This is a genomic window from Martinezella lusitana, from assembly GCF_014207095.1.
Classification (GTDB): domain Bacteria; phylum Pseudomonadota; class Alphaproteobacteria; order Rhizobiales; family Rhizobiaceae; genus Rhizobium; species Rhizobium lusitanum_B.
Genome location: NZ_JACHBG010000003.1, coordinates 250,272 through 274,986, shown reverse-complemented (window position 1 = coordinate 274,986; position 24,715 = coordinate 250,272). Strand labels below are relative to the sequence as shown.

Annotated in this window: 20 protein-coding genes; 16 read left to right on the top strand and 4 right to left on the bottom strand. The window is 60.2% G+C overall.

The window, feature by feature from the left end; genetic code table 11:
• The first annotated feature begins 10 nt into the window (after positions 1-10).
• The 8 genes from lysA to GGD46_RS09310 all read left to right on the top strand — a co-directional run bounded on the left by lysA (position 11) and on the right by GGD46_RS09310 (position 9,109).
• Positions 11-1,342: a diaminopimelate decarboxylase gene (gene lysA, locus GGD46_RS09345; protein ID WP_184703476.1), complete on the top strand. Its 1,332-nt coding sequence runs from the start codon at positions 11-13 to the stop codon at positions 1,340-1,342.
• Positions 1,343-1,474: 132 nt separating this feature from the next.
• A complete protein-coding gene (locus GGD46_RS09340) occupies positions 1,475-3,046 on the top strand; it encodes an ABC transporter substrate-binding protein (RefSeq protein ID WP_210325507.1) in 1,572 nt (523 codons plus the stop codon).
• A 158-nt stretch (positions 3,047-3,204) separates the two neighbouring features.
• Positions 3,205-4,140 carry an ABC transporter permease gene (locus GGD46_RS09335; protein WP_184703474.1) on the top strand — a complete coding sequence of 312 codons (936 nt, stop codon included), beginning with the start codon at positions 3,205-3,207 and terminating at the stop codon, positions 4,138-4,140.
• Complete coding sequence (locus GGD46_RS09330) at positions 4,140-5,036, top strand: ABC transporter permease (RefSeq protein ID WP_184703473.1); 897 nt, start codon at positions 4,140-4,142, stop codon at positions 5,034-5,036. The genes GGD46_RS09335 and GGD46_RS09330 overlap by 1 nt, the downstream gene beginning before the upstream one ends.
• Positions 5,037-5,040: 4 nt before the next feature.
• Entirely contained in the window at positions 5,041-6,054 is a 1,014-nt protein-coding gene (locus tag GGD46_RS09325; protein WP_184703472.1) for an ABC transporter ATP-binding protein, read from the top strand.
• A complete protein-coding gene (locus GGD46_RS09320) occupies positions 6,051-7,025 on the top strand; it encodes an ABC transporter ATP-binding protein (RefSeq protein WP_184703471.1) in 975 nt (324 codons plus the stop codon). The genes GGD46_RS09325 and GGD46_RS09320 overlap by 4 nt, the downstream gene beginning before the upstream one ends.
• 11 nt (positions 7,026-7,036) lie before the next feature.
• Positions 7,037-7,546, top strand: a complete 510-nt coding sequence (locus tag GGD46_RS09315; protein WP_184703470.1) for a L,D-transpeptidase — start codon at positions 7,037-7,039, stop codon at positions 7,544-7,546.
• Positions 7,547-7,549: 3 nt separating this feature from the next.
• On the top strand, positions 7,550-9,109 hold the full coding sequence (locus tag GGD46_RS09310; RefSeq protein WP_184703469.1) for a D-aminopeptidase: 1,560 nt from the start codon (positions 7,550-7,552) through the stop codon (positions 9,107-9,109).
• A 96-nt stretch (positions 9,110-9,205) separates the two neighbouring features.
• Here GGD46_RS09310 and GGD46_RS09305 read toward each other — a convergent pair whose 3' ends face one another.
• The 4 genes from GGD46_RS09305 to GGD46_RS09290 all read right to left on the bottom strand — a co-directional run bounded on the left by GGD46_RS09305 (position 9,206) and on the right by GGD46_RS09290 (position 13,252).
• Positions 9,206-10,657, bottom strand: a complete 1,452-nt coding sequence (locus GGD46_RS09305) for a HAMP domain-containing sensor histidine kinase (protein ID WP_184703468.1) — start codon at positions 10,655-10,657, stop codon at positions 9,206-9,208.
• The gene (locus GGD46_RS09300) at positions 10,654-11,328 is read right to left on the bottom strand and encodes a response regulator transcription factor (RefSeq protein ID WP_184703467.1); all 675 of its coding nucleotides are present in this window, start codon (positions 11,326-11,328) and stop codon (positions 10,654-10,656) included. Before GGD46_RS09300 ends, GGD46_RS09305 begins: the two co-directional genes overlap by 4 nt.
• A 68-nt stretch (positions 11,329-11,396) precedes the next feature.
• Positions 11,397-11,744 carry a hypothetical protein gene (locus GGD46_RS09295; protein ID WP_184703466.1) on the bottom strand — a complete coding sequence of 116 codons (348 nt, stop codon included), beginning with the start codon at positions 11,742-11,744 and terminating at the stop codon, positions 11,397-11,399.
• 203 nt (positions 11,745-11,947) lie between these two features.
• On the bottom strand, positions 11,948-13,252 hold the full coding sequence (locus GGD46_RS09290) for a DUF882 domain-containing protein (RefSeq protein ID WP_184703667.1): 1,305 nt from the start codon (positions 13,250-13,252) through the stop codon (positions 11,948-11,950).
• Between the two features lie 446 nt (positions 13,253-13,698).
• On the opposite strand from GGD46_RS09290, the gene GGD46_RS09285 reads away from it, so the two are divergent.
• From GGD46_RS09285 to GGD46_RS09250, 8 genes are all read left to right on the top strand, one after another.
• Positions 13,699-16,299, top strand: a complete 2,601-nt coding sequence (locus tag GGD46_RS09285) for a LuxR C-terminal-related transcriptional regulator (protein ID WP_246806248.1) — start codon at positions 13,699-13,701, stop codon at positions 16,297-16,299.
• Positions 16,300-16,411: 112 nt separating this feature from the next.
• Complete coding sequence (locus GGD46_RS09280; protein ID WP_184703464.1) at positions 16,412-18,091, top strand: hydantoinase B/oxoprolinase family protein; 1,680 nt, start codon at positions 16,412-16,414, stop codon at positions 18,089-18,091.
• Complete coding sequence (locus tag GGD46_RS09275) at positions 18,088-20,151, top strand: hydantoinase/oxoprolinase family protein (RefSeq protein ID WP_184703463.1); 2,064 nt, start codon at positions 18,088-18,090, stop codon at positions 20,149-20,151. Before GGD46_RS09280 ends, GGD46_RS09275 begins: the two co-directional genes overlap by 4 nt.
• Position 20,152: 1 nt before the next feature.
• Positions 20,153-21,250 carry an ABC transporter ATP-binding protein gene (locus GGD46_RS09270; RefSeq protein WP_184703462.1) on the top strand — a complete coding sequence of 366 codons (1,098 nt, stop codon included), beginning with the start codon at positions 20,153-20,155 and terminating at the stop codon, positions 21,248-21,250.
• A gap of 47 nt (positions 21,251-21,297) precedes the next feature.
• A complete protein-coding gene (locus GGD46_RS09265; protein WP_184703461.1) occupies positions 21,298-22,470 on the top strand; it encodes a PotD/PotF family extracellular solute-binding protein in 1,173 nt (390 codons plus the stop codon).
• Positions 22,471-22,562: 92 nt separating this feature from the next.
• Positions 22,563-23,417: an ABC transporter permease gene (locus tag GGD46_RS09260; protein WP_184703460.1), complete on the top strand. Its 855-nt coding sequence runs from the start codon at positions 22,563-22,565 to the stop codon at positions 23,415-23,417.
• Positions 23,414-24,214 (top strand): ABC transporter permease, encoded by an 801-nt coding sequence (locus tag GGD46_RS09255; RefSeq protein WP_184703459.1) that lies wholly within the window; start codon positions 23,414-23,416, stop codon positions 24,212-24,214. Before GGD46_RS09260 ends, GGD46_RS09255 begins: the two co-directional genes overlap by 4 nt.
• A 73-nt stretch (positions 24,215-24,287) precedes the next feature.
• Entirely contained in the window at positions 24,288-24,497 is a 210-nt protein-coding gene (locus GGD46_RS09250; protein WP_184703458.1) for a hypothetical protein, read from the top strand.
• Positions 24,498-24,715: the final 218 nt, after the last annotated feature.

Here is a 24,715-nt window from a genome sequence, read left to right as displayed (position 1 = left end):
AATGCACATCATGACAGACACGATTGCCCCTTCCCAAACAAGCAAGACCGAAACGCCGAGCCGCTGGCTTGCTCGCGGAGGCGACGGCCGGCTGCACGCAGAGGACGTGTCGCTCGACCGCATCGCCGGTGCCGTCGGCACGCCCTTCTATTGTTATTCCGCGGGCGCGTTGCGGCAGAATTACGTGAATTTGAAAACGGCTATCGCGGCTTCGAATGTTTCTATCTGCTTTGCCGTCAAAGCCAGCAGCAACATCCATGTGCTGGCGGAACTCGCGCGCCTCGGCGCCGGCATGGATATCGTTTCGGGCGGGGAAATGGCACGAGCGCTGGCTGCGGGAACGCCGCCGGAACGCATCATCTTTTCTGGCGTCGGCAAGACGCGGGCCGAGATCTGCGCCGCCCTGGAGGCCGGTCTGCATCAACTCAATGTCGAGAGCTCGGCCGAGCTGGAAATCGTAGCAGAGGTGGCCCGCGAAACGGGCATCCGCGCGCCGGTTGCTCTACGCGTCAATCCGGATGTGGACGCGCGCACCCATGCCAAAATCACGACGGCAAAGAAGGACAGCAAGTTCGGCATTGCCATTGGCGAGGTTCCGGCCATTTACGCGGAAGCCTCTATGCGGCCCGAGTTGAACATGGTTGGCCTTGCCGTGCATATCGGCTCGCAGATCCTCGATCTCTCTCCCTTCCGCGACGCTTGGGCGGCGCTGGCCGATCTTGTGCGGCAGTTGCGTGTAGCAGGGCTTGCCGTCGAGAGACTGGATCTGGGTGGCGGACTGGGGATTGGCGACGACGCGCAGGCCGGCCCCGACCTTGTGGAATATGCCTCGATCATCGCGGAGACAGTCGGCGACCTTGGCTGTGCGCTGAATGTGGAGCCGGGCCGCTGGCTGGCGGGGCGCACTGGCATCCTGGTCAGCGAAGTCCTCTATCTGAAGGAAAGCGCCGGTGTACCGATTGCCGTGATCGACGCGGCCATGAACGATCTCATGCGCCCGGCTCTTTATGGTGCGCAGCATCCTCTGTTGACGGTGGAGGCGCCGCGCTTAGTCGAAAGCGACGATGTCTGCCGGATCGTCGGTCCCATCTGCGAAAGTTCGGACGATTTCGGAAGATATCATGGGTTGGGCACAATCGTCGCCGGCGATCTCGTTGTTTTCGACAATGCGGGGGCCTATGGCGCCGCGATGTCGTCGACCTACAATTCACGCGATCTCGTTCCCGAAGTCTTGGTCAACGGCGCGCAATTCCGCGTCATTCGGCGCAGGACGAACATTGCCGATGCGCTGGAACTCGAACAGGCCGGATCATGGCTGGCTGGTGAAAATTCCGCCGGCTGAATGGTAGTATTAATCGTGGGATTGTGCGACAGGCCCCGCGAGACAGAAATCAAGTCGCTGGTGCAGAGGCCGTGTTCGCGGCCGCTGCCGGGAAACCGAAAAACCGCCAAGAGGTGAAATGTGAATACAAAAATGAAATTGCTGCTGGCGACCGGTCTGGTCGGCCTTACCCTGTTCTCACCAGTTCTGGCAGAGAACATGTTGCGCGTGTCCTACACGGAAGATCCGAAGACCGCTGACGGCCAGATGACGTCGGATGACTACACGCTTCCGCTCAACATCTTCGACCGCCTTATCGAAGCTGAAACCACCAAGCCCGGCGAATCCGCCCTGATGCCTGGCCTTGCCGAGAAATGGGAGATTTCCAGCGACGGCCTGACCTACACTTTCCATCTGCGTCAGGGTGTGAAGTTTCACAATGGCGCCGAACTGACCGCCGACGATGTGGTCTATACCTTCGATCGGATGCTCAACCCGGCAACCAAGGCGCTCGGCACGGATATCCTCACCTTCGTTGCAGGTTCGAAGGACCGGCTCGACGGCAAGGCCAATAGCGTTTCGGGCTTGAAGGCGGTGGATAAATACACCGTCCAGATCCAGCTTAGCCAGCCTTACGCCGCCTTTCTTGCACTGCTCGCAAGTCCGCAGGCTTCGATCTACAACCGCGCCTTCACCGAGGCCGCAGGCGACAAGTTCGGTCTGACGCCGGAAACCACCAACGGCACCGGCCCCTTCATTCTGCGCGATTATACGCTGAACGACAGCCAGACGCTTGAGGCCAACGACAACTATTTCCGTGGTCGGCCGAAGCTCGACAAGCTACTCATCCGCGTTGTTTCCGATTCCGAGACGCTGCGGATGCTGTTCGAATCCGATGAAATTGATGTGTTCGATCTCGACTACGCTCCGACACAGACGCCTTATTTCTACGGAAGCGACCAGTGGAAGTCGCTGATCCGCTCCGGGCCGCGCGTCGGACTTTACTACTATAACATCAATCAGAAAAAGAAGCCGTTCGACGATCCGCGCGTCCGCCGCGCCTTCCAGATGTCGATCGACCGGCAGGCCATCCTCGACAAGAATTTCTACGGCAAGGGCAAGCTGGAAGACGGCGTCATGCCGCGTGGCCTGACCTGTTATGCGGCCGCCACGCCGATCGAGCACAACCCAGCCAAGGCGAAGGAACTGCTCGCCGAGGCCGGCTATCCGAATGGCGTGGACGTGAACCTGCAACAGGTATCGAGCTGGTCGCCCAAATGGTCCGACATGAACCAGATCATCCAGGCGCAGGTGGCGGAGGCAGGCTTTAAGGCCAATATCGTCACGACCGACGAGGCTGCCTGGCTGGCCGCTCGCAAGGTGGGGGATTCGGACGCCTATACCCAGGTCTGGTCGGCCGATTTCAACGATCCGGACAACTTCTTCTACACGTTCTTCTCGGAGAGCGGCAGCAAGGTCCGCGCCTACAACAACAATGATCCGGAAGTGTTCGCATCGGTCGAGAAGGCGCGCAGCCTGACGGACCCGGCAGCCCGCTGCAAGCTCTATCAGGATCTGACCGCGCAAATCGTCGGCAAGGACGCCGCCTGGGTGCCGCTGTTCAGCCTCGACCACAGCTTCGTCGTGCAGAAGCGCGTGAAGAACTTCGTCGTTCCGTGGAACGGTTGGAGCGATATGAGCTACTACAAGGTCGAGGTCGAATAAGACCAGGCCCCGACACGCCATGCCGGCCGCATAGTTCCATGCCTGGAAAGATCTCGGGCCGCGGGACTATGCGGTGGGGCGCGTGCGGCTACGCTCGCGTCCCTCGCTACCGTCCATTCGCCCTTTCGCGCGGGCGCCGCTGAAAGAACACTTCCCCGATGCTGATGTTTGCGATCCGACGCATTCTCGTTTCGATTCCGGTGCTCATCGGGATCACTGCCATTCTTTTCGTCATGCTGAACGTGGTGCCGGGCGATCCGGTGGCACTGATGATGAAGGAGCACGCCAGTGCTGATGTCATCGCGCGTATTCGTGCGCAGATGCATCTCGATGATCCTCTGCTTACCCGCTATCTGCGTTTTCTCTGGGATGCGCTGCACGGGGATCTCGGCACGTCGATCAAGCTCAATCGTAGCGTCACGACCCTGATCCTGACCGCATTTCCGGCGACGTTGCTGCTGGCTGGTTGTGCCGCCGTCGTTTCGTGGATCATCGGCATTCCGGCTGGTATTCTGTCAGCGGTGCGGCGCGACAGTCTGCTCGATCACTTCTTCATGGGGTTTTCGCTGCTTGGCGTATCGATGCCGATCTTCTGGTCGGCACTGCTTCTGCAGTATATTTTCGCGCTGAAACTCAAATGGCTGCCGGTTTCAGGCTTCTACGGCTGGAAATATCTGATCCTGCCGGCCATCGTTCTGGGTTGGAGCTCGGCCGGCGTCATCGCCCGTCTCACCCGGTCGAGCCTTCTGGAAGTCATGCGCCATGATTATATCCGCACCGCCCGCGCAAAGGGCCTGCGAGAACTTCGGGTCATCTCGCGCCATGCACTGAAGAATGCTTTGATCCCCGTGGTGACCATCATGGCTATCCAGGTGGCGACGCTTCTGTCCGGCGCGGTCATCACCGAAGCGATCTTCGGCATCCCCGGGGTCGGCCGCATCTCGGTCAATGCGATCCAGTCGCGCGACATGCCGCTGCTGCAAGGTTCGGTGCTTTTTGCCACCGCTTTGGTGATCCTTGGAAATCTGATCGCCGACATTCTCTATTCCGTCCTGGATCCCCGTATTCGCTCCGAGATGAAGAAGGACGCCTGATGAGCCTCCCTGCCGAAGTCATCACTGGGGAGAACGCTCCCGAAATCATCGAGGAAGCGAGCCTTGTGGGCGATAGCTTGCGCGCTTTCCGCAAGAACCGCATGGCTATGGCGGGACTCGTCTTCGTTCTGCTGCTGGTTCTTTTGACAATCTTCGCTCCATGGATCAGTCCTCACGATCCCTATCGCGTGGCACTGAACGAGCAATTGCTACCGGCTTCCACGACCTATTGGCTCGGAACCGACAATTTCGGCCGGGATGTTCTGACGCGCATTCTTTATGGCGCGCGCATCTCGCTGATAGTCGGTATCGTACCGAGCCTGATCTCGCTGACGATCGGCACCGTTCTCGGCATCCTCAGCGGCTATTTCGGCAATCGCACGGATTTCATCGTTATGCGGCTCGCCGACATGATGATCGCCTTTCCCTCGCTGCTCCTCGCCATGGTGGTGATGTATACAATGGGCGCGAACCTGCTCAACATCTTCCTTGCCCTCGCGCTGGTCGGCTGGGCCGGCGTGGCGCGCGTAGTGCGTGCGCAGACGCTGGCTTTGAAGCAGAAGGAATTTATCGAAGCGGCGCGGGCGGGCGGCACCGGCCGGGCGACCATCATGTTCCGCCACATTTTTCCGAATGTGATCCCGACTTTGATCGTGTTGTTTTCGCTCTCGATCCCGGAAGCGATCATGTGGGAATCGAGCCTGAGCTTCCTTGGCGTCGGTGTGCAGCCACCGGAGGCAAGCTGGGGTCTGCTGGTCGCCAAGGGCAAGGAATATCTGTTTCAGGCGCCGCTTGTGGCGATTTCTCCTGGCGTAGCGATTCTGCTTACGGTGCTTGCCTTCAACTTTATCGGCGACGGGCTGCGCGATGCGCTCGATCCCTCCATGAAGGACTGAACCGATGGCATCCGCATCCGATACAGTACTCAGCGTGCGCGAATTGCGCACCGAATTCCGCGGCGATCGCGGCAACGTCCGCGTGCTCGACGACATTTCCTTCGATGTGGGACGTGGACGCATCGTCGGGCTGGTGGGCGAGTCCGGCTCCGGCAAGAGCATGACCGCGCTGTCTCTCATGGGGCTTGTGCCCAAGCCGCAGGGTCAGGTCAGTGCGAAGAGCATCATGCTCGACGGCACCGACCTCGCGACGTTGACGCCGGATGGAATGCGCCGCGTTCGCGGCAGCGAGATTTCCATGGTGTTTCAGGAGCCGATGACGTCACTCAATCCGGTGCGCAAGATCTGGGATCAGGTCGGCGAGCCGTTGGCGATCCATCATGGGCTTAAGCGCAAGGAGATCCGCGACCGCGTGCTGGAGATGTTCGAACTGGTAGGCATCCCCGAGCCGAAGGCGCGACTGGATGCCTATCCGCACGAGCTTTCGGGAGGACTGCGCCAGCGCGCCATGATCGCCATGGGGCTGATTTGCGAGCCAAAGCTGCTGATCGCCGACGAGCCGACGACAGCGCTCGATGTGACGACGCAGTCGCAGATCCTGAAGCTGATGCTGGACCTGCGCGACCGTGTCGGCACGGCGATCATTATGATCACGCATGACCTCGGCATCATTGCCGAAATGTGCGACGAGGTGAATGTCATGTATGCCGGCCAGATTGTCGAGCAGGCCGATGTATTCGACCTCTTCGAGCGCCCGTCCCATCCCTATACGCGCGGACTTCTGGCATCGATCCCCAAGGCAGGTGCCGCGCGGATCTCCAAACGGATGCCCAGCATTCCGGGCATGGTGCCCAATCTCGCCAAGTTGCCGCCCGGCTGTCGTTTCGGCCCGCGCTGCGGCGACGCAATGCCGATCTGTCAGCAACCGCCCAATCTTGCAGACCTTGGGCAGGGGCACGTCGCGCGCTGTTGGCTACATGCGCAACAGGAAACGAGCGGGCAAGGAGCGGCATCGTGAACGACATCGTACTTTCAGCCCGTGATCTCAATAAGCACTATCCGGTGGGCGGTGGATTTTTCGGCAGCGGCGCTCGCATGGTGCGTGCCGTCGACGGCGTCTCTCTCGACATTTACGAGCGGGAGACCTTCGCGCTCGTCGGCGAATCCGGCTGCGGCAAGAGCACCCTCGGTCGAGTGATGCTGCGCCTGCTGGAGGCAACGTCCGGCACGATCCGCTATCGCGGTCAGGAACTGACCGAGCTGAACGAGAGCGGCATGCGCAGCCTGCGCAAGAAGCTGCAGATCGTGTTCCAGGACCCCTACGCCTCGCTCAATCCGCGCATGCGCATCGAGGAAATCCTGAGCGAGCCGCTGCGCACCCATGGCTATGGTTCCTCAGAGGCGATCCGTGAGCGCTGCGCCGAGCTTCTCGACATGGTGGGGCTGCGGCGGCAATATCTGCGCAACTATCCGCACCAGTTTTCCGGCGGGCAGCGTCAGCGCATCGGCATTGCCCGTGCCCTTGCCAACGGCCCGGATTTCGTGGTTTGCGACGAGTCCGTTTCCGCGCTCGATGTTTCGATCCAGGCGCAGGTGCTGAACTTGCTCTCGGATCTTCAGGAAGAGTTGGGTCTGACCTACTTCTTTATCACACATGACTTGAGCGTCGTTCGGCAATTTGCAGATCGCGTGGGTGTGATGTTCCTCGGCCGTCTGGTGGAGGTTGGACGGACGGAAGAAATCTTCGCCAAGCCGCTGCATCCCTATACGATGTTCCTGATCTCGGCGGTGCCACTTGCCGACCCGCGTCAGCGCGGCCGGGAAAAGCTCGTGTTGAAGGGCGAAATTCCGAGCCCGATGAATCTGCCATCGGGCTGCCGTTTTCACACACGCTGTCCTTTTGCCAAGGATATTTGTCGGGTAGAAGACCCTGCCCCACAGCAGCGGGACGGCCGGATGGTCGCCTGTCATTTTCCGTTAGAGGGTTGAAGGAGGTGGACTTGGATCTGATCGTGAAACGCGCCGGCGAAGGCTGGCAGGCGAGCTATGGCGATAAGGTCTGGCGTGCAGCGGTGGGCAAGAGCGGTATCCGTGCCGAAAAGACCGAGGGCGATAATGTGAGTCCGATCGGCTGCTGGCCGATCCGTCGGGTGCTCTACCGCGCCGACAAGCTTAAGGCGGCTCCAGTCTCTGTGTTCGAAACCGCCATTATCGATCCGCAGGACGGCTGGTGCGATGCCGCCGACCATCCCGACTACAATCGCCCGGTGCGCCTGCCCTTTGCCGCCAGCCATGAGGAGATGTGGCGTAAGGATGATCTCTACGACATCGTCGTGGTGCTCGGCCAGAACGACGATCCGGTGATCCCCGGTGGCGGAAGCGCCATCTTTCTGCATGTCGCCAGCGATGGTTATGGCCCGACTGCCGGCTGCGCCGCGCTGACGCTTGAGCATCTTCAGGAGTTTCTGGCCATGGCCGAGCCCGGCACGCGGCTCTGCTTTCAGGGATAAGAGATGAGCGGAATTAATCATAAGGCGCTGGAACATGCGCTGAACGTGCTGCCGGATCGTTATCGCGGCCCGGCCGGTGTTGTCGGCGTGGTGAAGGACGGCGAAGTGATTGCCCGCCGCGCCTGGGGATTTGCCGATATGGAGCGCCGCCTGCCGATGACCACGGCAAGCCGCCTGCCGATTTGCTCGATCTCGAAACATATGACCTGCGCATTGCTGCTGGATATGTTCGACGGTCCGGAGGCGCTCGATCCGCTGCTGCCGGAGCTTCTGCCGAATTTCCAAGGTCCGTTGCCGAGGGTGGCCGATCTCTGCCACAACCAGTCCGGCCTGCGCGATTATTGGGCTCTGACGGTTCTGCAGGGGGCTGTGCCTGAAGCCGTGTTCACCGAGGAGGACGGCTTGCGTCTGCTCTCGCAGGCACGATCGGGACATTTCGCGCCGGGCATGGCCTACTCCTACAGCAACGGAAATTTCCGCCTTCTGGCAGAGCTGATCCGCCGCGCGAGCGGTCGGGATTTCGGCGAATTGTTGCGCGAGCGTATCTTCGGGCCGGCTGGCATGACCGGTGCGGTCCTTGCGCCCGATACCCGCGAGAGGCTGGATGGCGTCATCGGCTTTGAGGGCAATGATACCGTTGGCTTCCTGCCCGCCAAGAGCGGTATCTTCTGGTTCGGAGATGCTGGCATCTCGGCTTCGCTTGACGACATGCTGGCTTGGGAGCGCCACATCGACGCGACTCGTAATGACCCGAAAAGCCTCTATAATCGGATCAGCGTTCCCGTTTGCTTCGCCGACGGCAAGCCTGCCTCCTATGGCTATGGAATTCGCCGCGAGCCGCTTGCCGGCTATGACATAACGTCCCATGGCGGCGGCCTGCGCGGCTTCTGCTCCTATCGAATGCATATTGCCTCCGAGCGGCTGTCGATTGTGGTCATCTTCAATCACGAAGCGAGCGCCATGCGAGCAGCCTGGTCGTTGATGGAAGCTGCTCTTGGCTGCCGTATCGGCGAGGATGCCGTTCCGGCCGAGGGCTGGTCCGGCCTCTGGCTGGACGATGCGCAAGGGCTTTATCTTCGCACCGAAGAGCAAAAGGATGGCGTGCGGCTCAACTACGCGACGGCCCCCAGCCTGTGTACGCCCGTGGCGGATGGGGTTCTGCGCGCACGTGACATAGTGCTGCGGCGCGATGGAGAACGTCTGCTTATGGAGCGGCCGGGAGAAAATCTCTCCGTCGAGGCAAAGCCGGTTGCGCCGGTGGAATGGGCCGATGGGGCCGGAATTGCCGGCTCCTATGTTTCGGACGAGATTGGCGCGAAGCTGGAAATCGAAGCGCGGGATGGCGCAGCCTATGTCGGCTTCGAAGGCATGCTCGGCCAGGGGCCGGTGGAGCGCATGTATCCGCTGGCGGATGATCTCTGGGTCATCACGACGCGCCGTTCCATGGACGCAGCCCCGCCGGGCGACTGGACCGTGCAGATCAGGCGCGGTTCCTCCGGTGAGGTGTCCGGTCTGACGCTCGGATGCTGGCTGGCCCGCAACATCGAATACCGCCGGATCTGACCCAGCCCCAGTTTCGAGCCGTTCGAACCGACTTTCAGGGCACCGATCAGATGCCTACTACCCGCTATGATGGCCGCTGTCGGTGAAAGCAGCGGTTCAAGCTGTTTGACGGTGCAATGGCAAGTGAACTCGGACGCGAGCGCCTTGCCACGGACCGTTCAGGATCGCAATGCTGCCGCCGTGCAACTGCGCGATCTGGCGGGCGAGATTGAGCCCGAGACCGGCGCCGTGAGAGTGGGGATGTACGCGGTAAAATGGCTCGAAGACGTTCTTGTGTTCTTCGACCGGAATTCCCGGGCCTTCGTCGTGAACCTCCAGGCCACCCGCCCGATCGACCAGGACGGTGATGGTGCCCTTGCCGCCGCCATGTTCGATGGCGTTGCGAACGATGTTGGCAAGCAACTGCTCGATCTGCAGCGCGTTGACCTCGACTTCGACCTTGCCGTCCGGGGGCTCGAAGGCGAAATCATAGCCAGCCTCGATCGCAAGGGGTGCCAGATCGGCCGCGACCCGACCGGCAAATTCCGCAAGGTCGACGACCCGGCGATGCTCGTTGGGGCGATCCAGGGATTGATGATCCAGCAGCTGCTGGGCGAGGTGCGAGAGGCGCTCGATGTCCTGTCGCAGCCGCAATGTCTCCGGCTCGTCCGTCAGTAATTCGGCGCGTGTGCGCAGAATGGCGATCGGGGTGCGCAATTCATGCGCGGCATCCGTCAGGAAGCGGTTGTGGCTGTCGATGCCTTGGGCAAGCCGGCTGAGGGCCTGGTTGAAGGCGTTGACAAGCGGGACGACTTCCTGGGGGACGTTCTTGACAGGCAATTGCATGGCGCGTGTATCGAAATCGATGTGTGCTGCCTGATTGGCCGTGCCGATCAGTCCCGTGAGCGAGCGACGCACGACGGCGGGCGTCGTTACCAGCGTCGTCACGCCCATGGCCAGAATGATCGGCAGGAGGACGATGCCGAGGGAGGCCAGCAGGCCGGGGAGGACCCGAGGCCAATCGGCGGTGCCGTCAGGCTTACGCGCCATGTCGACAATGGCGGTAATACTGATGTCGAAACCTTCAGAGTCCGATCGCGAATGAAAGGTCGATGTGACGACCTGGACAGGTCCGGCCTTGGTATCCACCTTCTGAACGAAGGCCTCCGGCCGCATCTCCTTCCCGTCACGTTTGCCGGCGAAGCCGATGCTAGCGTGGTCGACCGAACTTAAAAGACTGCCGAGATCACGGTCATAGTCGGGCGGCGCCATGCCCACACGCGCCGTCTGGCCCGTTGTGTCGTGAATAATGTACCAGACCTTCGGATGCTCTGCACGAAACTGCGTGAGCTCGTCGGTATCGTGAACGATGAGCTTGCCGTCCTTGTCGCGATCGACCGCGCCGGTTACGGCGGTCACCGCTGCCTCATTGTCGATCATCAGCCTCGGCTTCACCACCGACAGCACGACTATCAGCAGGACAATGAAGAAAAGCAGCATTCCGGCCTGCAGCAGGATCAAACGTCGCACCAGAAGCCATTGCAGCGAGCGGGCGCGCTCCGGCTTCATGGAACGGCTCGCAGCAGATAACCCAGATTGCGAACGGCGCGAATTTCGATACCGGCGGACACATCGTCCAGCTTGCGGCGCAGGCGGGAAATATGAGCGTCCAGCGCATTGGAGCCGATCTCGTCGTCGAGGGCGTAGACCGCTTCCTCGAGCATGCCGCGCATGACGGTGCGGCCGGGCCGACGGATCAGCGTTTCGAGAACCAGTCGTTCTCGGCGTGGCAGCTCTAACGCCTGATCATTGATCAGCGCTTCGCGGTAGCGAAAATCATAGGTCAGACGGCCGACAATGGCCTGATCTGCGCGCAGGACGTAGGGGCGTCGATGCAAGGCCTTCAGCCTGGCCACAAGCTCTTCGGTCGCGAAGGGTTTGCCCAAATAGTCGTCGGCGCCTGCATCGAGCCCGATGATGCGATCGCGCAGATCGCTCATGGCAGTCAGGGCAATTACCGGAGCCTCGATATGCAGCGCTCGCAGGCGCGGGATCAGAGTAAGTCCTTCACCGTCAGGCAGGCGCCTGTCGAGCACGATGGCGTCATAGGTGCCGAAGCGCGCCATCGCTTCGGCATCGGCGAGGTTGGAGGCATGGTCGACCACGACATCCTGGCGTTTCAATGCTGTCATCAGCACCGACGCCATTTCCGGTTCGTCCTCGACTAGCAGTATGTGCATAAGATCTTTACCCGACTTCGATTCGCGGCATTTTCGCAAAGGCTGCTTACTTTTATTCCGGATCAGGCTCACGACGTCTGGTCATAAGGCAATGATCGCCAATGGCGAGAGCGTATGAGGTATAGGAGCATTTTGGCGCGCTTGATATATCCTTCCTTTGGCTCGGTATCCGTGTCGCGCCGATCCGGGAAAACCTGACGATTCGGCGCCGCCGGTGCAGCATTGGCGGCAACCTTGCGCCATCCATGGACATGCTGACCAAAGTCGAGCGCGCGTAAGCTAACCGGCGGGCTGTAGTGCAGGATTACGATCTGGGCGGGCGGTGGCTCATAGGTCTTCATCATCGCAGAAACGCAACCCGTCAGCGCCAAGGCGCCGATGGCAAACAGAACGGGAAGGAAGCGACGAAGCAGCATAGCTGAATCCAGTTTGGAAGCAGCCTCTAGGATTGGAAGATTACGTCGACATTACAAAAGCCGGCTTGTTTTCGTTGCGGGCCGGGTGTCCGATGTCAATCGGATATCCGGCAGCCACCATCTCGCGCGTGAGCGATGCTTTGCCGCAAACCGAACGCCGTTTGCAAGGACATCCGCGGCGGCAATACGCCGCGCGCTGAGGTTCAGCCTTCGAAGCCGAACCTCTCAACATCGAAATCATCATCCTCTGTTACGATGATCCCGTCTCGAATATTGCCGGCGGCCTGATCCAGGGGGATAGGAGCGCCAACCAGACCTGGAAGCGTCATGTCCATTGCGATGCCTGGAGGTTGCAATGCCCAGGCGACGATTGCGCCTGTGGACATGGCGCCGACGCCGCCCGAAACGTCCTGTGTAGCCGAGGCTGGCAGCTTCGCCATGGGCTGCAGTTTTTCCATCGCGTTGTCGTTCGAATTCTTCGGAGGTTCCGCAACGAGCAGCTTGCCGGCATCGTTCCGTCCGACCACCAGGCTTGCAAATACAGTCGGGGCCGGCCTCTCGGGCGCAGCCGCCGGGATCACGGCAATGCTCACCGGTCGCGTCGTCGGCAGCGGGACGGCATAGGATGTCAGGTCGGTGAAGGGCTGAACCGCATTTTCTTCGGCGACCCGTTTGCCAAGCTGGGCTTCCAGCCCGTTCACGGCTCGGCTCTGCGGAATGGGCAACATGCTCGTCATAAGGGGTGAGCTGACGGCCTTCGGTATGGAGGCCGTTACGATCGGAGCAGGCGCCGGCGAAGGTGCATCGTCATCATCATCGTCGGCGGCAACGGCCATGATCTTGCTCGGCCGCTTCTTCGATTGCGCAAGCGCCAGCTCATAGCCTGGAAGCGGCCTGCCATCGGCAGGCACGTGCAGAGTTCGCCCGTTCGGGAAGAGCCTCGCAAGCTCCGGGCGCGACATTCTGGGCCAGGCGCGAACTCGGCCGACATCCAGATGAACGAAGGGCGAGCCGGAATTGGGGTAGAAGCCCACGCCGCCGATCTGCATCTGCATGGCTATTCCGCGCAGGGTCGCGAGCTTCACGCCGGGAATATAGAAATCCATCGCCTTGCCGAGGGTGTGCTGGCTGTGTTTTGCGACGCCGGAGCTGCGCGAGCGGTTGCGCAACATGCTGTTGGTGGATGGCGAGCGATAGGCGGAGACGACGTGGATGGGTTCGCGCGCGCCGCTGCGACTATAGACCTCCCAGACCAGGTCGAGCAAACCCGGATCGATCTTGGTCGGCTCGTTCTTGCGCCAGTCACGCAGGAAGCGGTTGATCTGCGCAAGGCCACGCGGATCGTATTTTCCACCGCGCTTGAAGACGATCGTCGCTCTTTCTCCGGTATGGGTGAAGAACAGCTTGAGCGCCCGGTCATCGGTTGCGGCTTTGGCGGATCCCGCCAGGGCACCGAAAACCAGCATCGCAACCAGTGCCACCCGGCAAGCGACAAACGAGAAGCTCATGGCGAGGGTTGCCGCCGGAATGGAAAAGATCGCGTGATGCACGGATACGACTTTCGCCCTTGTTACAGACATACAGATCAGAGGCGCCGCGCCTGCGGCATCGATTTACCTGGCATTATGGTCAATAAATTCCTAACGGACCGTTTATGGCTCAAAATGGAGCGGCACGAGGCGTTTTCCTGATGGTTTTGCGCGGCAATTTTGCGGCAACTTTCGACTCGTTAAGGATCCGGCAGGCGAATTTTAGCGTCGTTGCACGCATGAACAGGTGCTGTCGCCAACAGCTCGTTAAGTGACATAAAAAAATAACGATTTAAGAGCTTTGCAAATGTTTTCTCTCGGGTTGCCAACTGCCTGCCAAGACAGCATCATCCCGCCCCATGAGCGGACAGAATCGATTTGCTCCCCCTTCCAGCGGGCAGCAAACCATTAAACGAAGCGACCTGTTGCGGCAGCTCCGGCGAGCCGGGCTGCGCCGGTTGACGACCATCGTCGCGCCTGCCGGCTACGGCAAAACTTCTCTTGCCGTTCAATGGTTTGAGCAACTCAAGGAAGATGGCGTCAATCTTTGCTGGGTATCGCTCGATGCGGAACATACAAGCCAGGAAACCTTTCTGCTCGCTCTCATCGATGCGTTGCAGACACTTCTGGACGAGGATGGCGGCGATGCCGGCAATCTGCCGGCAACGGCTCTTCTCTCCGTGCTGGCAACGCGGCTGCGCAAGATCGCCGGGCCTCTGGTTATCTTTCTCGACGACTATCATTTCGCCCAGACAGATGCCGTCGAAGCGCTGATGGCAAAGATCCTCGCCGATGCCTCTCTCGAACATGTCAAACTGGTGCTCGTGAGCCGCAGCCCGCCGCGGTTTCCTTTGTCGGCCCTGCGCCTTCGCGGCGAGTTCAAACAATTCGGTGCCGGCGAACTCGGCTTTTCCGACGCCGAAGCGCGCGAACTGTTCCTTGGCAAGGGGACGCATCTGACTGAGGAGCAAGTCGGCTCCTTCAATCGTCGTACCGAAGGCTGGGCGGTGGCGCTGCAGATGGTGAGCCTGCTCGTATCGGAGTCCGAGCAGGGCGACACCATTCTCGCCTCTTTCGACGGCGGTAGCGCCGACATGGGCGCCTATCTCTCGGAGCAGGTGTTTGAACATCTGCCGGAGGAAATTCGCCAGTTTCTGATTGAGACCGCCGCTCTGCCGGCCTTCAACCGCTCGCTCCTCGAGGCCGTTCTCGACAGTAGCGAAAGGGTAGGGCTGATCGAGAGGCTCAATGATTATGCTCTTCCCGTCACCCTGCTTGCCGGTCCCGGGAATTGGATGCGCTACCATCCGGTCTTCAACGAATTCCTCAAGCAAACCGCCAGCCGGCGAGGCGTCGATACCAAACGCATCCTCAATCGCGCGGCGCATTGGTTCGAGGCTAAGGGCGATATCGAGCGGGCTGTGCAACATGCGCTTTCGGCCGACGATGCCAACCTTGCCGCGCGCATCGTCGAAACTGCAGGCGGCTGGCGGCGCGTTTATGCCACCACGCGCGGCGGTACAACGCTATTTCAGGCATTAAGCGGGCGGGCCTCGGAAATAGATCTCGGCCGTTTTCCGCTTTCGACACTGGGACTATCGATTTTCAATGCCAAGGCAGCGCAACTTGCGGCCGCCAATCACTATCTGGTCATAGCCGAACGTGCCGCCGCCGGTGACGAGGTCTTGGCGAAAGATCTGCGGGTCGTGCGGATTCTTCTGGCGCTCTACACCGACCATTGGGCGAGCGCGGCCGATCTGTCCGCATTGGAGAACGATCTGCAGCAGCCTGATGGCATGGAGCTCATCCATCGTGCGCTGGCGCTCAACATGCTCTCCTACAATTTCCTGATCCGCAGCGAGCTCGACCGGGCGCTGCATTATGGTCACCTCGCCTTTCGCGCCTTTCGTGACGGCGGCGCGGACTTCGGCGCCATGCACCTTTACACACACATCGGCCAAGCCTTCTTTTTCTCCGGCGATTGCGCGAGCGCCTTGTCCGCCTATGACGAGCTAATCCGCGAGGCGCAGACCAACATCGCGGCCGGCAGCGATCTTGACGCCGTTGGCCAAGTGTTGAAGGCGGAAATTCTCTCTATGCGGGGCGAGACGGAGGCCGCGGCCGAGATGCTCGGCTGGGCCTTGCCGCATCTTGAACGGCACGACACGTGGTTCGATCTTCTCGCAGCCGGCTTCATGGCAGAGCAGCGGACCTTGCGGATGGGGGATGACTCAATCGCCGCTCACGTAGCCATGGACCGTATCCGCGCAGTGGCCAGACGTCGCGGTTTTGACCGGCTCACACGCCTGATTGATCGTGAACGGGCGATGCTACTGATGGCGTCGGGAGATCTCGATCAGGCGATCCGTCATGCGGAAGCTAGCGGCTTCGGCATGCAAACGATCAGTTCCGATCGCGCCAATATGTTGTCCATTCATTTGCGTGGCGCGACACCGGCTATTTTTTGGATGCGGGCCTATCTGGCGCTTGGTGAAGCTACGAAGGCGCGCGAGGTTTTCGATCAGCTGACGATGCGGCAGGCTCAGCGCCCGCATATTCCGCGTCGAATCGAACTTGCGCTTATCGAAATGCAGATCTTGATAGCCGAAGGACGTGCAGATGTGGCGGCCGCCCGTCTTTCCGATCTCGTTCTGACGATGCCGCTCAGCGACTATCGCGCGCTGCTCTATCTCGATCACGCGGCGGGGCTCGGGGAGCTTCGCCTGCTTGCCAACCATCCGACCATTGCGAACGTGACGCGCAAGCGCCTTCAGTCGCTGCTGAACAGCGTCGATACCACGCAGCAAGCAGCCGGCAGTGATGACCTGTCGCTGTTTACGGGACGCGAGCGAATGGTAATGGAGCTGCTAAGCGCCGGGCTTTCCAACAAGGAAATCGGTAGAACGCTTTCTCTGTCCGACAACACCATTAAGTTCCATCTGCGGAACATCTTCACCAAGCTCAATGTCTCGACGCGGACGGCGGCGGTAACGGCGGCGCGCAAAAAGGGCATGCTCAATCGATAACCTACCCGAACGGGTGGGTTGGGGCATTTCCGCCCACCCATCGGGAAGGCTTTCGGCGGCGCGAAAAACACCTAATCTGAACCGGTATGAATACAATGATGAGGGTAGATTCGTGATCGTTGTCGACCCGGTGACTCAGGAAATCATCGAAGGCAAGCTCGCCGCCACCGTCGACGAGATGGGTGTGGTGATGGCCCGGACCTCGATGAGCCCCGTTATTTATGAAGTGCTGGACTTTGCCTGTGGTCTCCTCACGCTCAAGGGCGAGCTTGTGGCGCAGATGAACGGCATCACTTTGTTCACCGGCACCTTCGGCACTCAGGTCAAATCGCTGATCGCACTTTATGGCGACGATCTCGAAGACGGCGATATCCTGCTCACGAACGATCCGTACTCAGGCGGTACGCATGCCTGCGATTTCGCCATCGTCAAGCCGATTTTCTTCGACGGCCGTATCATGGCTTATGCCATCAACGTTGCTCACTATCTCGATGTCGGCGGCTCCGTCCCCGGCTCGCTTGCGCCAAATGCCATCTCCGTTTTTCAGGAGGGATTGAGGCTGCCGGGCGTCAAGGTCGTGCACAACGATCGCTTCTCGGGCGAGGTCCTGCGCATCATCCGCGAAAATGTTCGCCTGCCGGATATCGCCATTGGCGATCTCACTGCACAGGTGGCCACCGTTCGCGTTGCCGCGCGGCGGATGGGCGAGCTTTGCCGCAAATATGGTATCGACATCGTCGAGGCCGCATTTAACCATCTGCTTGCGACCAGCGAGAAGCAGGCGCGCGCCGCCATCGCCGCCTTGCCGGATGGCATCTACCAGGCACAGGACATCATCGATGGTGATGGCGTCACCACAGATCCGATCGTGGTGAACGTCGCCATCACGATCGCCGGAGATCGACTGACCGCTGATTTCACCGGCTGCCCGCCAGCGGTGCAGGGACCGATCAATTGTGCCGCTGGGGCTTTGCAATCGGCGGTGCGCACCATATTCAAGGCGTTGGTGGCGCCACAGGCACCTTCCAACGAAGGATGGTTTCGGCCGCTTACCGTGATTGCACCGCAGGGATCCGTTTTCACCGCCGAAAAGCCTTCTCCGACGGGCTGGTACTATGAGGGTTCGGTCCATGCGTCCGAGCTGGTTTGGAAAGCGCTTGCCAAGCTGATGCCGGAACGGTTCTCGGCCGGATCCTATACGAGTCTCTGTGTCGTCTATATCTCGGGCAAGGATGCTGCCGGCCAACCCTTCATCCATATCGAGCCGCAGCATGGTGGTTGGGGCGCAAGCAAGGATGCGGATGGCGCGAACGCACTGATCGCGCTCACGGATGGCGACACCTACAACTATTCGGTCGAGGTGATCGAAGCGCGATTCCCGCTGATCGTTCGCCGCTATGCGCTCAATGTCGAGGGCGGTTCGGGTGCCGGTCGCCGGCGCGGCGGTTTCGGGGTTATCCGCGATTACGAGATTCTCGAGGATGGGGCTTCGGCCTATTGCAGTTTCGGGCGGACTGAAACTGCTCCCTGGGGGATTGAAGGGGGGAAGTCCGGTACGCTCAACCTGCTGCAGGTAGAAGATTCCGCCGGTCGGGTGACGAGCTTTGGCCGCGAGCCGCATATCGCGCTGAAGCGAGGTGATCTCGTGCGCATCATTACCGGCGGCGGCGGAGGATGGGGCGAGGCGCGTGCGCGCGAGGCCGAGCATGTCCGCCGCGATGTTGAAGATGGCTATATTTCGGAGGAGACGGCGCGGACGCTTTATGGACTGGAAGAGAGGATGACGGGATGATCAGGCTAGCGACGGATGTGGGCGGTACGTTTACCGATCTCGTCGGCTACGACGAGCGTACCGGTGAGGTTTTTACCGCCAAGAGCCTGACGACCGTTCATGACCAATCCGAAGGCGTGCTTTCGGCCATCGAGCTTGCCGAAGAGAAAGACGGTCTTTCGACGCGCGATGTCATCTTCTTTGCACATGGTGGGACGACCGTTATCAACGCGATCACCGAGCGCAAGGGCGTCAAGACGGCGCTCGTCACGACAGCAGGGTTCCGCGACGTACTTGAAATCGGTCGCGGCAATCGCCCCGATCTCTATAATCTCCAGTTCAAGAGCCCTGAGCCTTTCGTGCCACGCAGTCTCCGTTTCGAGGTCCGCGAGCGTATGGACGCCAGGGGTGGCGTTCTGACACCCATCGAACTTGCCGATATCGACGAGATCATCCAGGAGTGCCGGGCGCGCAATGTCGAGGCCGTGGCCGTCGTCTTCCTCCATAGTTACGTCAATCCCGAGCACGAAATTGCCTGTGCAAAGGCGCTCGCCGAAGCCCTTCCCGACGTTACGGTCTGCGCCAGCCATGAGGTTTCGCGGCAATGGCGCGAATATGAGCGTTCGAACACCGCTGTGCTGAACGCCTATGTGCAGCCGATTATCAAGCGCTATTTTGCGCGTCTCGAGAGCGCGCTCATGGAGCGCGACCTGACCTGCCCTTACTACGCGATGCAGTCCAACGGCGGCATTTCGACGTTCGACCAGGCGCAGATGAGCCCGCTGACTTTGGTCGAGTCCGGTCCTGCCGGCGGCGTAGCCGGTGCGGCGCGCATCGGTGCGCTGCTCGGTCAATCGGAAGTGCTGTCGCTCGATGTCGGCGGCACGACTGCGAAATGCTCGCTGATCCATGACAGCAGCCCAACGCTCGACAGCGAATACAAGCTCGAACATACCCGCATCGCCCCCGGCTATCCTGTGCAGGTGCCTGTGGTCGATATTGTCGAAATCGGGGCTGGCGGCGGTTCAATCGCCCGCATCGACGAACGCGGCGCGCTTCGCGTCGGGCCTGAAAGCGCCGGTTCGACGCCCGGGCCTGCCTGTTATGGACGCGGCGGCAGCAAGCCCACGCTCTCGGATGCTTTGCTGACCCTCGGTATTTTCGATCCCGCCAGCTTTGCCGGCGGTCAGATGCAGCTCGACAAGAGCAAGGCTTTCGCGGCGATCGCAACCGTCGCAGATCCGCTTGGACTATCCGTTGAGGATGCAGCACTTGCCATCGTCGAGATTGCCCATGCATCCATGATCAATGCGCTGAAGCTCGTGACCGTTCAGCGCGGCCACGATCCGCGCGACGCTGCTTTCGTGATTTCCGGTGGCGCCGGGCCTGCTCTTGCCGCGCGTCTCGGCCGCGATCTCGGCGTGAAGACGACGGTCGTGCCGCTGCATCCCGGTATCTTCTCGGCCTGGGGGATGTTGGCTGCCGAGCCGCGTGCCGATTTCCGCAGCACCTGGTTCTCCGCCCTCATGCCGGAGGCAGTGAGCGATCTGAAAGGCCGGTTCGACGAATTGAAGCACGAAGCCATTACCTATTTTGCCAAGGGCAATGGTGCCGACATTCATTATGCCTGCCGTGTGGAAGCCCGGTATCAGGGTCAGGAGCACGGCGTCTTTGCGCGCTTTGAGCTCGACGACGATGTCGAGAGCTTTGCCGAGCGCTTTCATACGGTCCATGAGCGGGCTTACGCATTTTGCCTGCGGGCCTCGCCGATCGAGATCACCATGATTCATCTCGAAGCGATCTTGCACGGGCCGGTCATAGCCATACCGAAATTGTCCTCTGCCAATCGGTCTCTGGATGTGGCTTCGAAGGGCAGCCGCGAAGTTTATTTTGGTGGCGAGGCAGGTTGGCTATCATGCTCGGTCTACGAGCGTGCAAAACTGCCTCCCTTGAAGGGTATTGCCGGTCCGCTCATCATCGAGGAGGCAACGGCGACGTCGTTGGTCGTTGCCGGGCAGGAGCTTGAAATAACCGAAGAGGGTCTGCTGCTTATTCGTGAATCAGATGGGAGAGACGTCTGATATGGCGATAGCGATCGGCCTCGACCATATCGTCAGAAGCTATGGGCCTGTGCGGGCGGTGGATGATGTGACGCTCGATATAAGGGCGGGGGAGTTTTTCACACTTCTCGGTTCCTCGGGTTGTGGCAAGAGTTCGCTTTTGAAGCTCATCGGCGGCTTTGATAAGCCCACGGCGGGTCGGGTGCAGTTCGACGGCAAGGATATGGCCGGCGTTCCGGCCAATCGCCGGCCGGTCAATACCGTTTTCCAGTCGCTCGGGCTCTTCCCGCATATGAACGTCGCTCAGAATGTCGGCTACGGATTGAAGTTGCGGGGTCTCTCCGGTGGCTCATTGAAGGCGAAGGTTGAGGACGCGCTCGAACTCGTCGAGCTTTCCGGCTTTGCCGAGCGCGATGTCAATATTCTCTCTGGCGGTCAACGCCAGCGTGTCGCGCTCGCCCGGGCGCTCGTCATGGAGCCGGGCATCCTTCTGCTTGACGAACCATTGACCGGTTTGGACGAGCGGCTGCGCCAGCAGATGCGCGACGAATTCGGACGGCTCCACAAACGCACGGGAGCGACTTTCATTCTGGTCACTCACAATCAGGACGAGGCGCTTAGCCTGTCCGATCGTATGGCTGTCATGCACAAAGGACGCATCGAGCAAACCGATGTGCCGGCACGCTTTTTCGACGCGCCGGCCAATGCTTTCGTCGCCCGTTTCGTCGGCATCGATACGCTCCTGAAGCCCGAAAGTGTCGCGGTGTCCGCTCACACCGCCGTTGCGACAATTGCCGGCCAACGGGTGACGGCGACCTTTTCGGGGACCACACCGCCATCGGACGCTCTCGTCGCTATCCGTCCCGATCGGATGGAACTCGTGCCAGGTGGTGAAGATGCGGCAGAAATAATTGAACTTAAGGTTGTCGAAAGCATCTATCGCGGATTGAGCCACAACGTTACGCTTGCTTTTGCCGACAGCCAGCGTGTGGTGTTGACGACTAGCGCGGACGCAACTCCGCCCTCGCCGGGCGAAAACGTGCGCGTGTATCTGAAGCCGGGTGCTGCGCTCCTGATTGATCGTTTCGGAATGCTGCCCCTGGCTGGAGGCGACGAGTAGAATCCGATTAGCCGATACAAGCAAAAATGAGGGAAGGGAATGACACGATGAACAAGCACAATGATCTCGTCTCCTCTGCCTTGAGGAGCAATATACAGCGTCGCGACATGCTGAAGCTTATGGGGGCGGGGGCAGCCGCTCTTTCCGTGGGCGGGCTTGGGGCAACGCGCGCAATGGCCGATGATGCGACGGTTGCGTTCTGGGCAACGGCGACCCTCGATATCGGCGAGAAATGGCAAGAATTTGCGCGCCAGAGTGGCGTTTCGCCAGAATTCACCGACAATGGCAACGATGTCGGTCCGGTCGTCGCTCGTCTGGCTGCCGGTAATGCCAATGACCTTTTTGACGTCGGCGGCTTCCAAGGCGGTGCCGAGCGCGAACTGGCCAAACAAGGGCTGATTGCGCCTTGGGATGTCTCGAAGATTCCGAACTTTGGCGGCATCTGGCAGTGGGCCAAGGATATCCCGACCTTGACCTACGAAGGTAAGCAATACGGCATTCCGACTGTCGTCAACGCCGACTCCATCATCTATCGCCCCGACAAGCTCGGCAAGGTCGACAGCTACGGCGTCATCTTCGATTCGAAGCTCAAGGGCCGCGTTGCGATGGAAGATGCCTGGATCAACAGCGCCATCTTCACCGCCATCTATCTCAAGGGCGCCGAGAACCAGCCGATCAAGGATCCAGGCAATCTTTCCGAGTCCGAACTTGGCCTCGTCATGGAGTTCCTGATCAAGCACAAGAAGGACGGCCAGTTCCGTACCTTCTGGAATGGCTGGGAGCAGGGCGTTCAGCTTGTCGCCAACGAAGAAGTCGACGCCATGACCGGCTGGGAGCCGATCGTTTACGAAGGCCGCAAGCGCGGGCTTCAGGTCGAATACGCTGCTCCTGTCGAAGGCTATGAGGGCTGGGGCAACAATACGGTGCTGCTCAAGGGCGCGGCCGAGCGCGGCAAGGCAGATGCGGCCCACAAGTTTGTCGATGCTCTGCTTGCCGGTCTTTATGGTTGCGAGCTTGGCAAGGCGCGGGGTTATCTTGTGCCGACCGACAACAATCTCGCCTATGCCAAGGCTCATCCGGATGAATACAGGGCCGACGACGTCGCCAAGCTCGCCGACCATGTGAAGGCGAAGTTCTCCGGCAAGGTCTATTGGCAGAATTGCCGCCCGGACAACTTCCAGCTCTACGAAGAATGGTGGCAGAAGCTGCGCAACGCCTGATGTGACGGGGTGGAGCGGGGCTGGCTCGTTTGTCCAAGGACAGACCGGCCCCGCGCCGATGGGATCAACGCCGAGAGGAAAGGAACGAGACAATGAAGACATCAGTCCTGTTGATGACTGTTCCGCTTGCGGCGATCCTCCTGCTTGGCCTCGCGCCGTTGGTTCTCGTCGTGGTCTGGAGCTTCTGCGCCTGGGATCCTACGACTTATTGGATCAAGCACGAACTCAGTTTCGCTGCCTATGGCGCGATCCTGGAGGCAGGGCGCTGGAGCGTCTTTCTGTCCACACTCGGCAAGGCGTTTCTAACGGCGAGCGTTTGTCTCATCATCGCCTATCCCACCGCCTATGCGATGTACTTCCTTGCGGGGCGTCGGCTGTCGGTTCTGCTTGCGGCGCTTCTGACGATCCCGTTCTTCACCTCCTATCTCATTCGCTCGTTCTCCTGGCGATTGTTGCTTGGGCGCACCGGCGTGATCAACACGCTGCTTCAGCAGGCTGGTATCACGGATGCGCCGCTCGACTGGTTGCTGTTCAGCGATTTCGCCGTAATCGTTGGGCTTGTCGCCTCCTATCTGCCATTTGCAACCTTCCCGGTGCTGCTCTCCATGCGTCGCGTGGATCCTATCGCGCTCGCGGCATCGCGGGATCTCGGCGCCGGCTTCTGGACCATGGTGCGCACCGTTTTGCTGCCCTTGACCTACTCCGGTGTCTTCGCAGGGTTTCTGTTTGTCTTCGTCATGGTTGCGGGCTCTTCGACGGAGGTGCAGATGCTCGGAGGTGCCGGTGCGTCGATCGTGTCGGTGATGATCAACGACGTCATGCGGGTCGCGAACTTCCCGCTGGCCTTCGCGATTTCGACCTTGATGCTCGCGATAGTCTTCGGACTCGTGCTGCTCGGCGACGCGGTATTTGGGCTCTCCTCCCTGTTCGAGGATCGTAGCCAATGATCGTCAGGGAAGGAACGAACCCACGTATCATCATCTGGGCACTGACAATTTTCGGTCTGGCGGCGATCTATGCGCCGCCGCTCTATCTGCTCGGCGTCTCGTTCAATCCTTCGCTGCAGCCGGGGCTACCGCATTTTTCGGACCTGACCCTGAAATGGTACATGGCGCTCGGAGGAGAAAACGCGCTTGTTGCCGCTCTCGTCCAGTCGCTCATTATTGCTCTTGCTACTGCCGTCATCGCGACGGCGCTGTCGCTCGGTGCCGCCTTGGCTTATCGAGAGCTTCACCGCGGCCGAAGCATATGGTTCCTGACCGTGCTGTTGCCGATGTTCGTGCCGGGTGTCATTCAGGGCTTGGCGCTTTCAACCGTTATCAGCCGCATCGGCATGAAGGCTTCGGCTCTGACCGTCATTGCCGGTCATCTGCTATGGGCAATGCCCTTCGCCTTCATCGTGATCCTCACGAGTTTTGCGGCCGTAAAGCGAACCTATCTGATGGCGGCGGATGATCTTGGCGCCAGCCGGTTCCGGCAATTCTACGACATCACGTTGCCGCTCATCCGGCCGGGTCTGATCAGCGCCTTCATTTTTTCGTTCCTGCTGTCGCTCAATGAGTTCACGCGGGCATTCTACCTGGCGGGGCGGCAGAACACGTTGCCAGTGGTGCTGTTCGGCAAGATGAATGCCGGTGCCTCGCCGACAATTTATGCGATGTCGGGCGCAATCTTTCTTGTTTCCAGCGTTTGCGTGGTGGCCGTGGCCTTGCGCTCGCTGCTCATGCAACGCCGAGTGAGATGATCGATATGCAGTTACGAACGACGAGCCGCAAATTCCGTCCGCCCCTAATCCTCGATGAACGGGAGTACAGAGGATGAAACAGGAATCCAAGCTGATGACGTTGATCCGTGCCGGAAAACGACAGGAGGCATTCGATATGATCGAACGCTTGAAGTCGGCCGCGCAACTGCTGCCGACGGCGGTCAAGGTGGGTCGAACGGGTGCAGTCTCCTACTACAAGGGCAATCATCGCTTTGTGCGGAATACGCAGGGCGGCTGGGATCTGGTGCCGAAGAAGAAATAGATTCTTTGGTGCACACGATGGTCTGCGTGTTGTTCCAACACCCGTGACCGATCATGTGTGCCTTGCTGGCGGGACCAGGCCGCAACCGAAGTCCCTGAGCGCGTTTCTGCATTTTTCCGAGAGAGGTGGCCCTCTATCCTCCCGATTCCTCTCTCTTTCTGGCAGTGGGTCGGTGCTCTTTGCCAGCTTCGATTTCTCTGCGGTCGAATAGTCGGGTA

Coding starts and splice junctions, on each gene's coding strand:
- lysA (WP_184703476.1), top strand. CDS start 11: ATGACAGACACGATTGCCCCTTCCCAAACAAGCAAGACCGAAACGCCG.
- GGD46_RS09340 (WP_210325507.1), top strand. CDS start 1,475: ATGAAATTGCTGCTGGCGACCGGTCTGGTCGGCCTTACCCTGTTCTCA.
- GGD46_RS09335 (WP_184703474.1), top strand. CDS start 3,205: ATGCTGATGTTTGCGATCCGACGCATTCTCGTTTCGATTCCGGTGCTC.
- GGD46_RS09330 (WP_184703473.1), top strand. CDS start 4,140: ATGAGCCTCCCTGCCGAAGTCATCACTGGGGAGAACGCTCCCGAAATC.
- GGD46_RS09325 (WP_184703472.1), top strand. CDS start 5,041: ATGGCATCCGCATCCGATACAGTACTCAGCGTGCGCGAATTGCGCACC.
- GGD46_RS09310 (WP_184703469.1), top strand. CDS start 7,550: ATGAGCGGAATTAATCATAAGGCGCTGGAACATGCGCTGAACGTGCTG.
- GGD46_RS09305 (WP_184703468.1), bottom strand. CDS start 10,657: ATGAAGCCGGAGCGCGCCCGCTCGCTGCAATGGCTTCTGGTGCGACGT.
- GGD46_RS09300 (WP_184703467.1), bottom strand. CDS start 11,328: ATGCACATACTGCTAGTCGAGGACGAACCGGAAATGGCGTCGGTGCTG.
- GGD46_RS09295 (WP_184703466.1), bottom strand. CDS start 11,744: ATGCTGCTTCGTCGCTTCCTTCCCGTTCTGTTTGCCATCGGCGCCTTG.
- GGD46_RS09290 (WP_184703667.1), bottom strand. CDS start 13,252: ATGAGCTTCTCGTTTGTCGCTTGCCGGGTGGCACTGGTTGCGATGCTG.
- GGD46_RS09275 (WP_184703463.1), top strand. CDS start 18,088: ATGATCAGGCTAGCGACGGATGTGGGCGGTACGTTTACCGATCTCGTC.
- GGD46_RS09270 (WP_184703462.1), top strand. CDS start 20,153: ATGGCGATAGCGATCGGCCTCGACCATATCGTCAGAAGCTATGGGCCT.
- GGD46_RS09265 (WP_184703461.1), top strand. CDS start 21,298: ATGAACAAGCACAATGATCTCGTCTCCTCTGCCTTGAGGAGCAATATA.
- GGD46_RS09260 (WP_184703460.1), top strand. CDS start 22,563: ATGAAGACATCAGTCCTGTTGATGACTGTTCCGCTTGCGGCGATCCTC.
- GGD46_RS09255 (WP_184703459.1), top strand. CDS start 23,414: ATGATCGTCAGGGAAGGAACGAACCCACGTATCATCATCTGGGCACTG.
- GGD46_RS09250 (WP_184703458.1), top strand. CDS start 24,288: ATGAAACAGGAATCCAAGCTGATGACGTTGATCCGTGCCGGAAAACGA.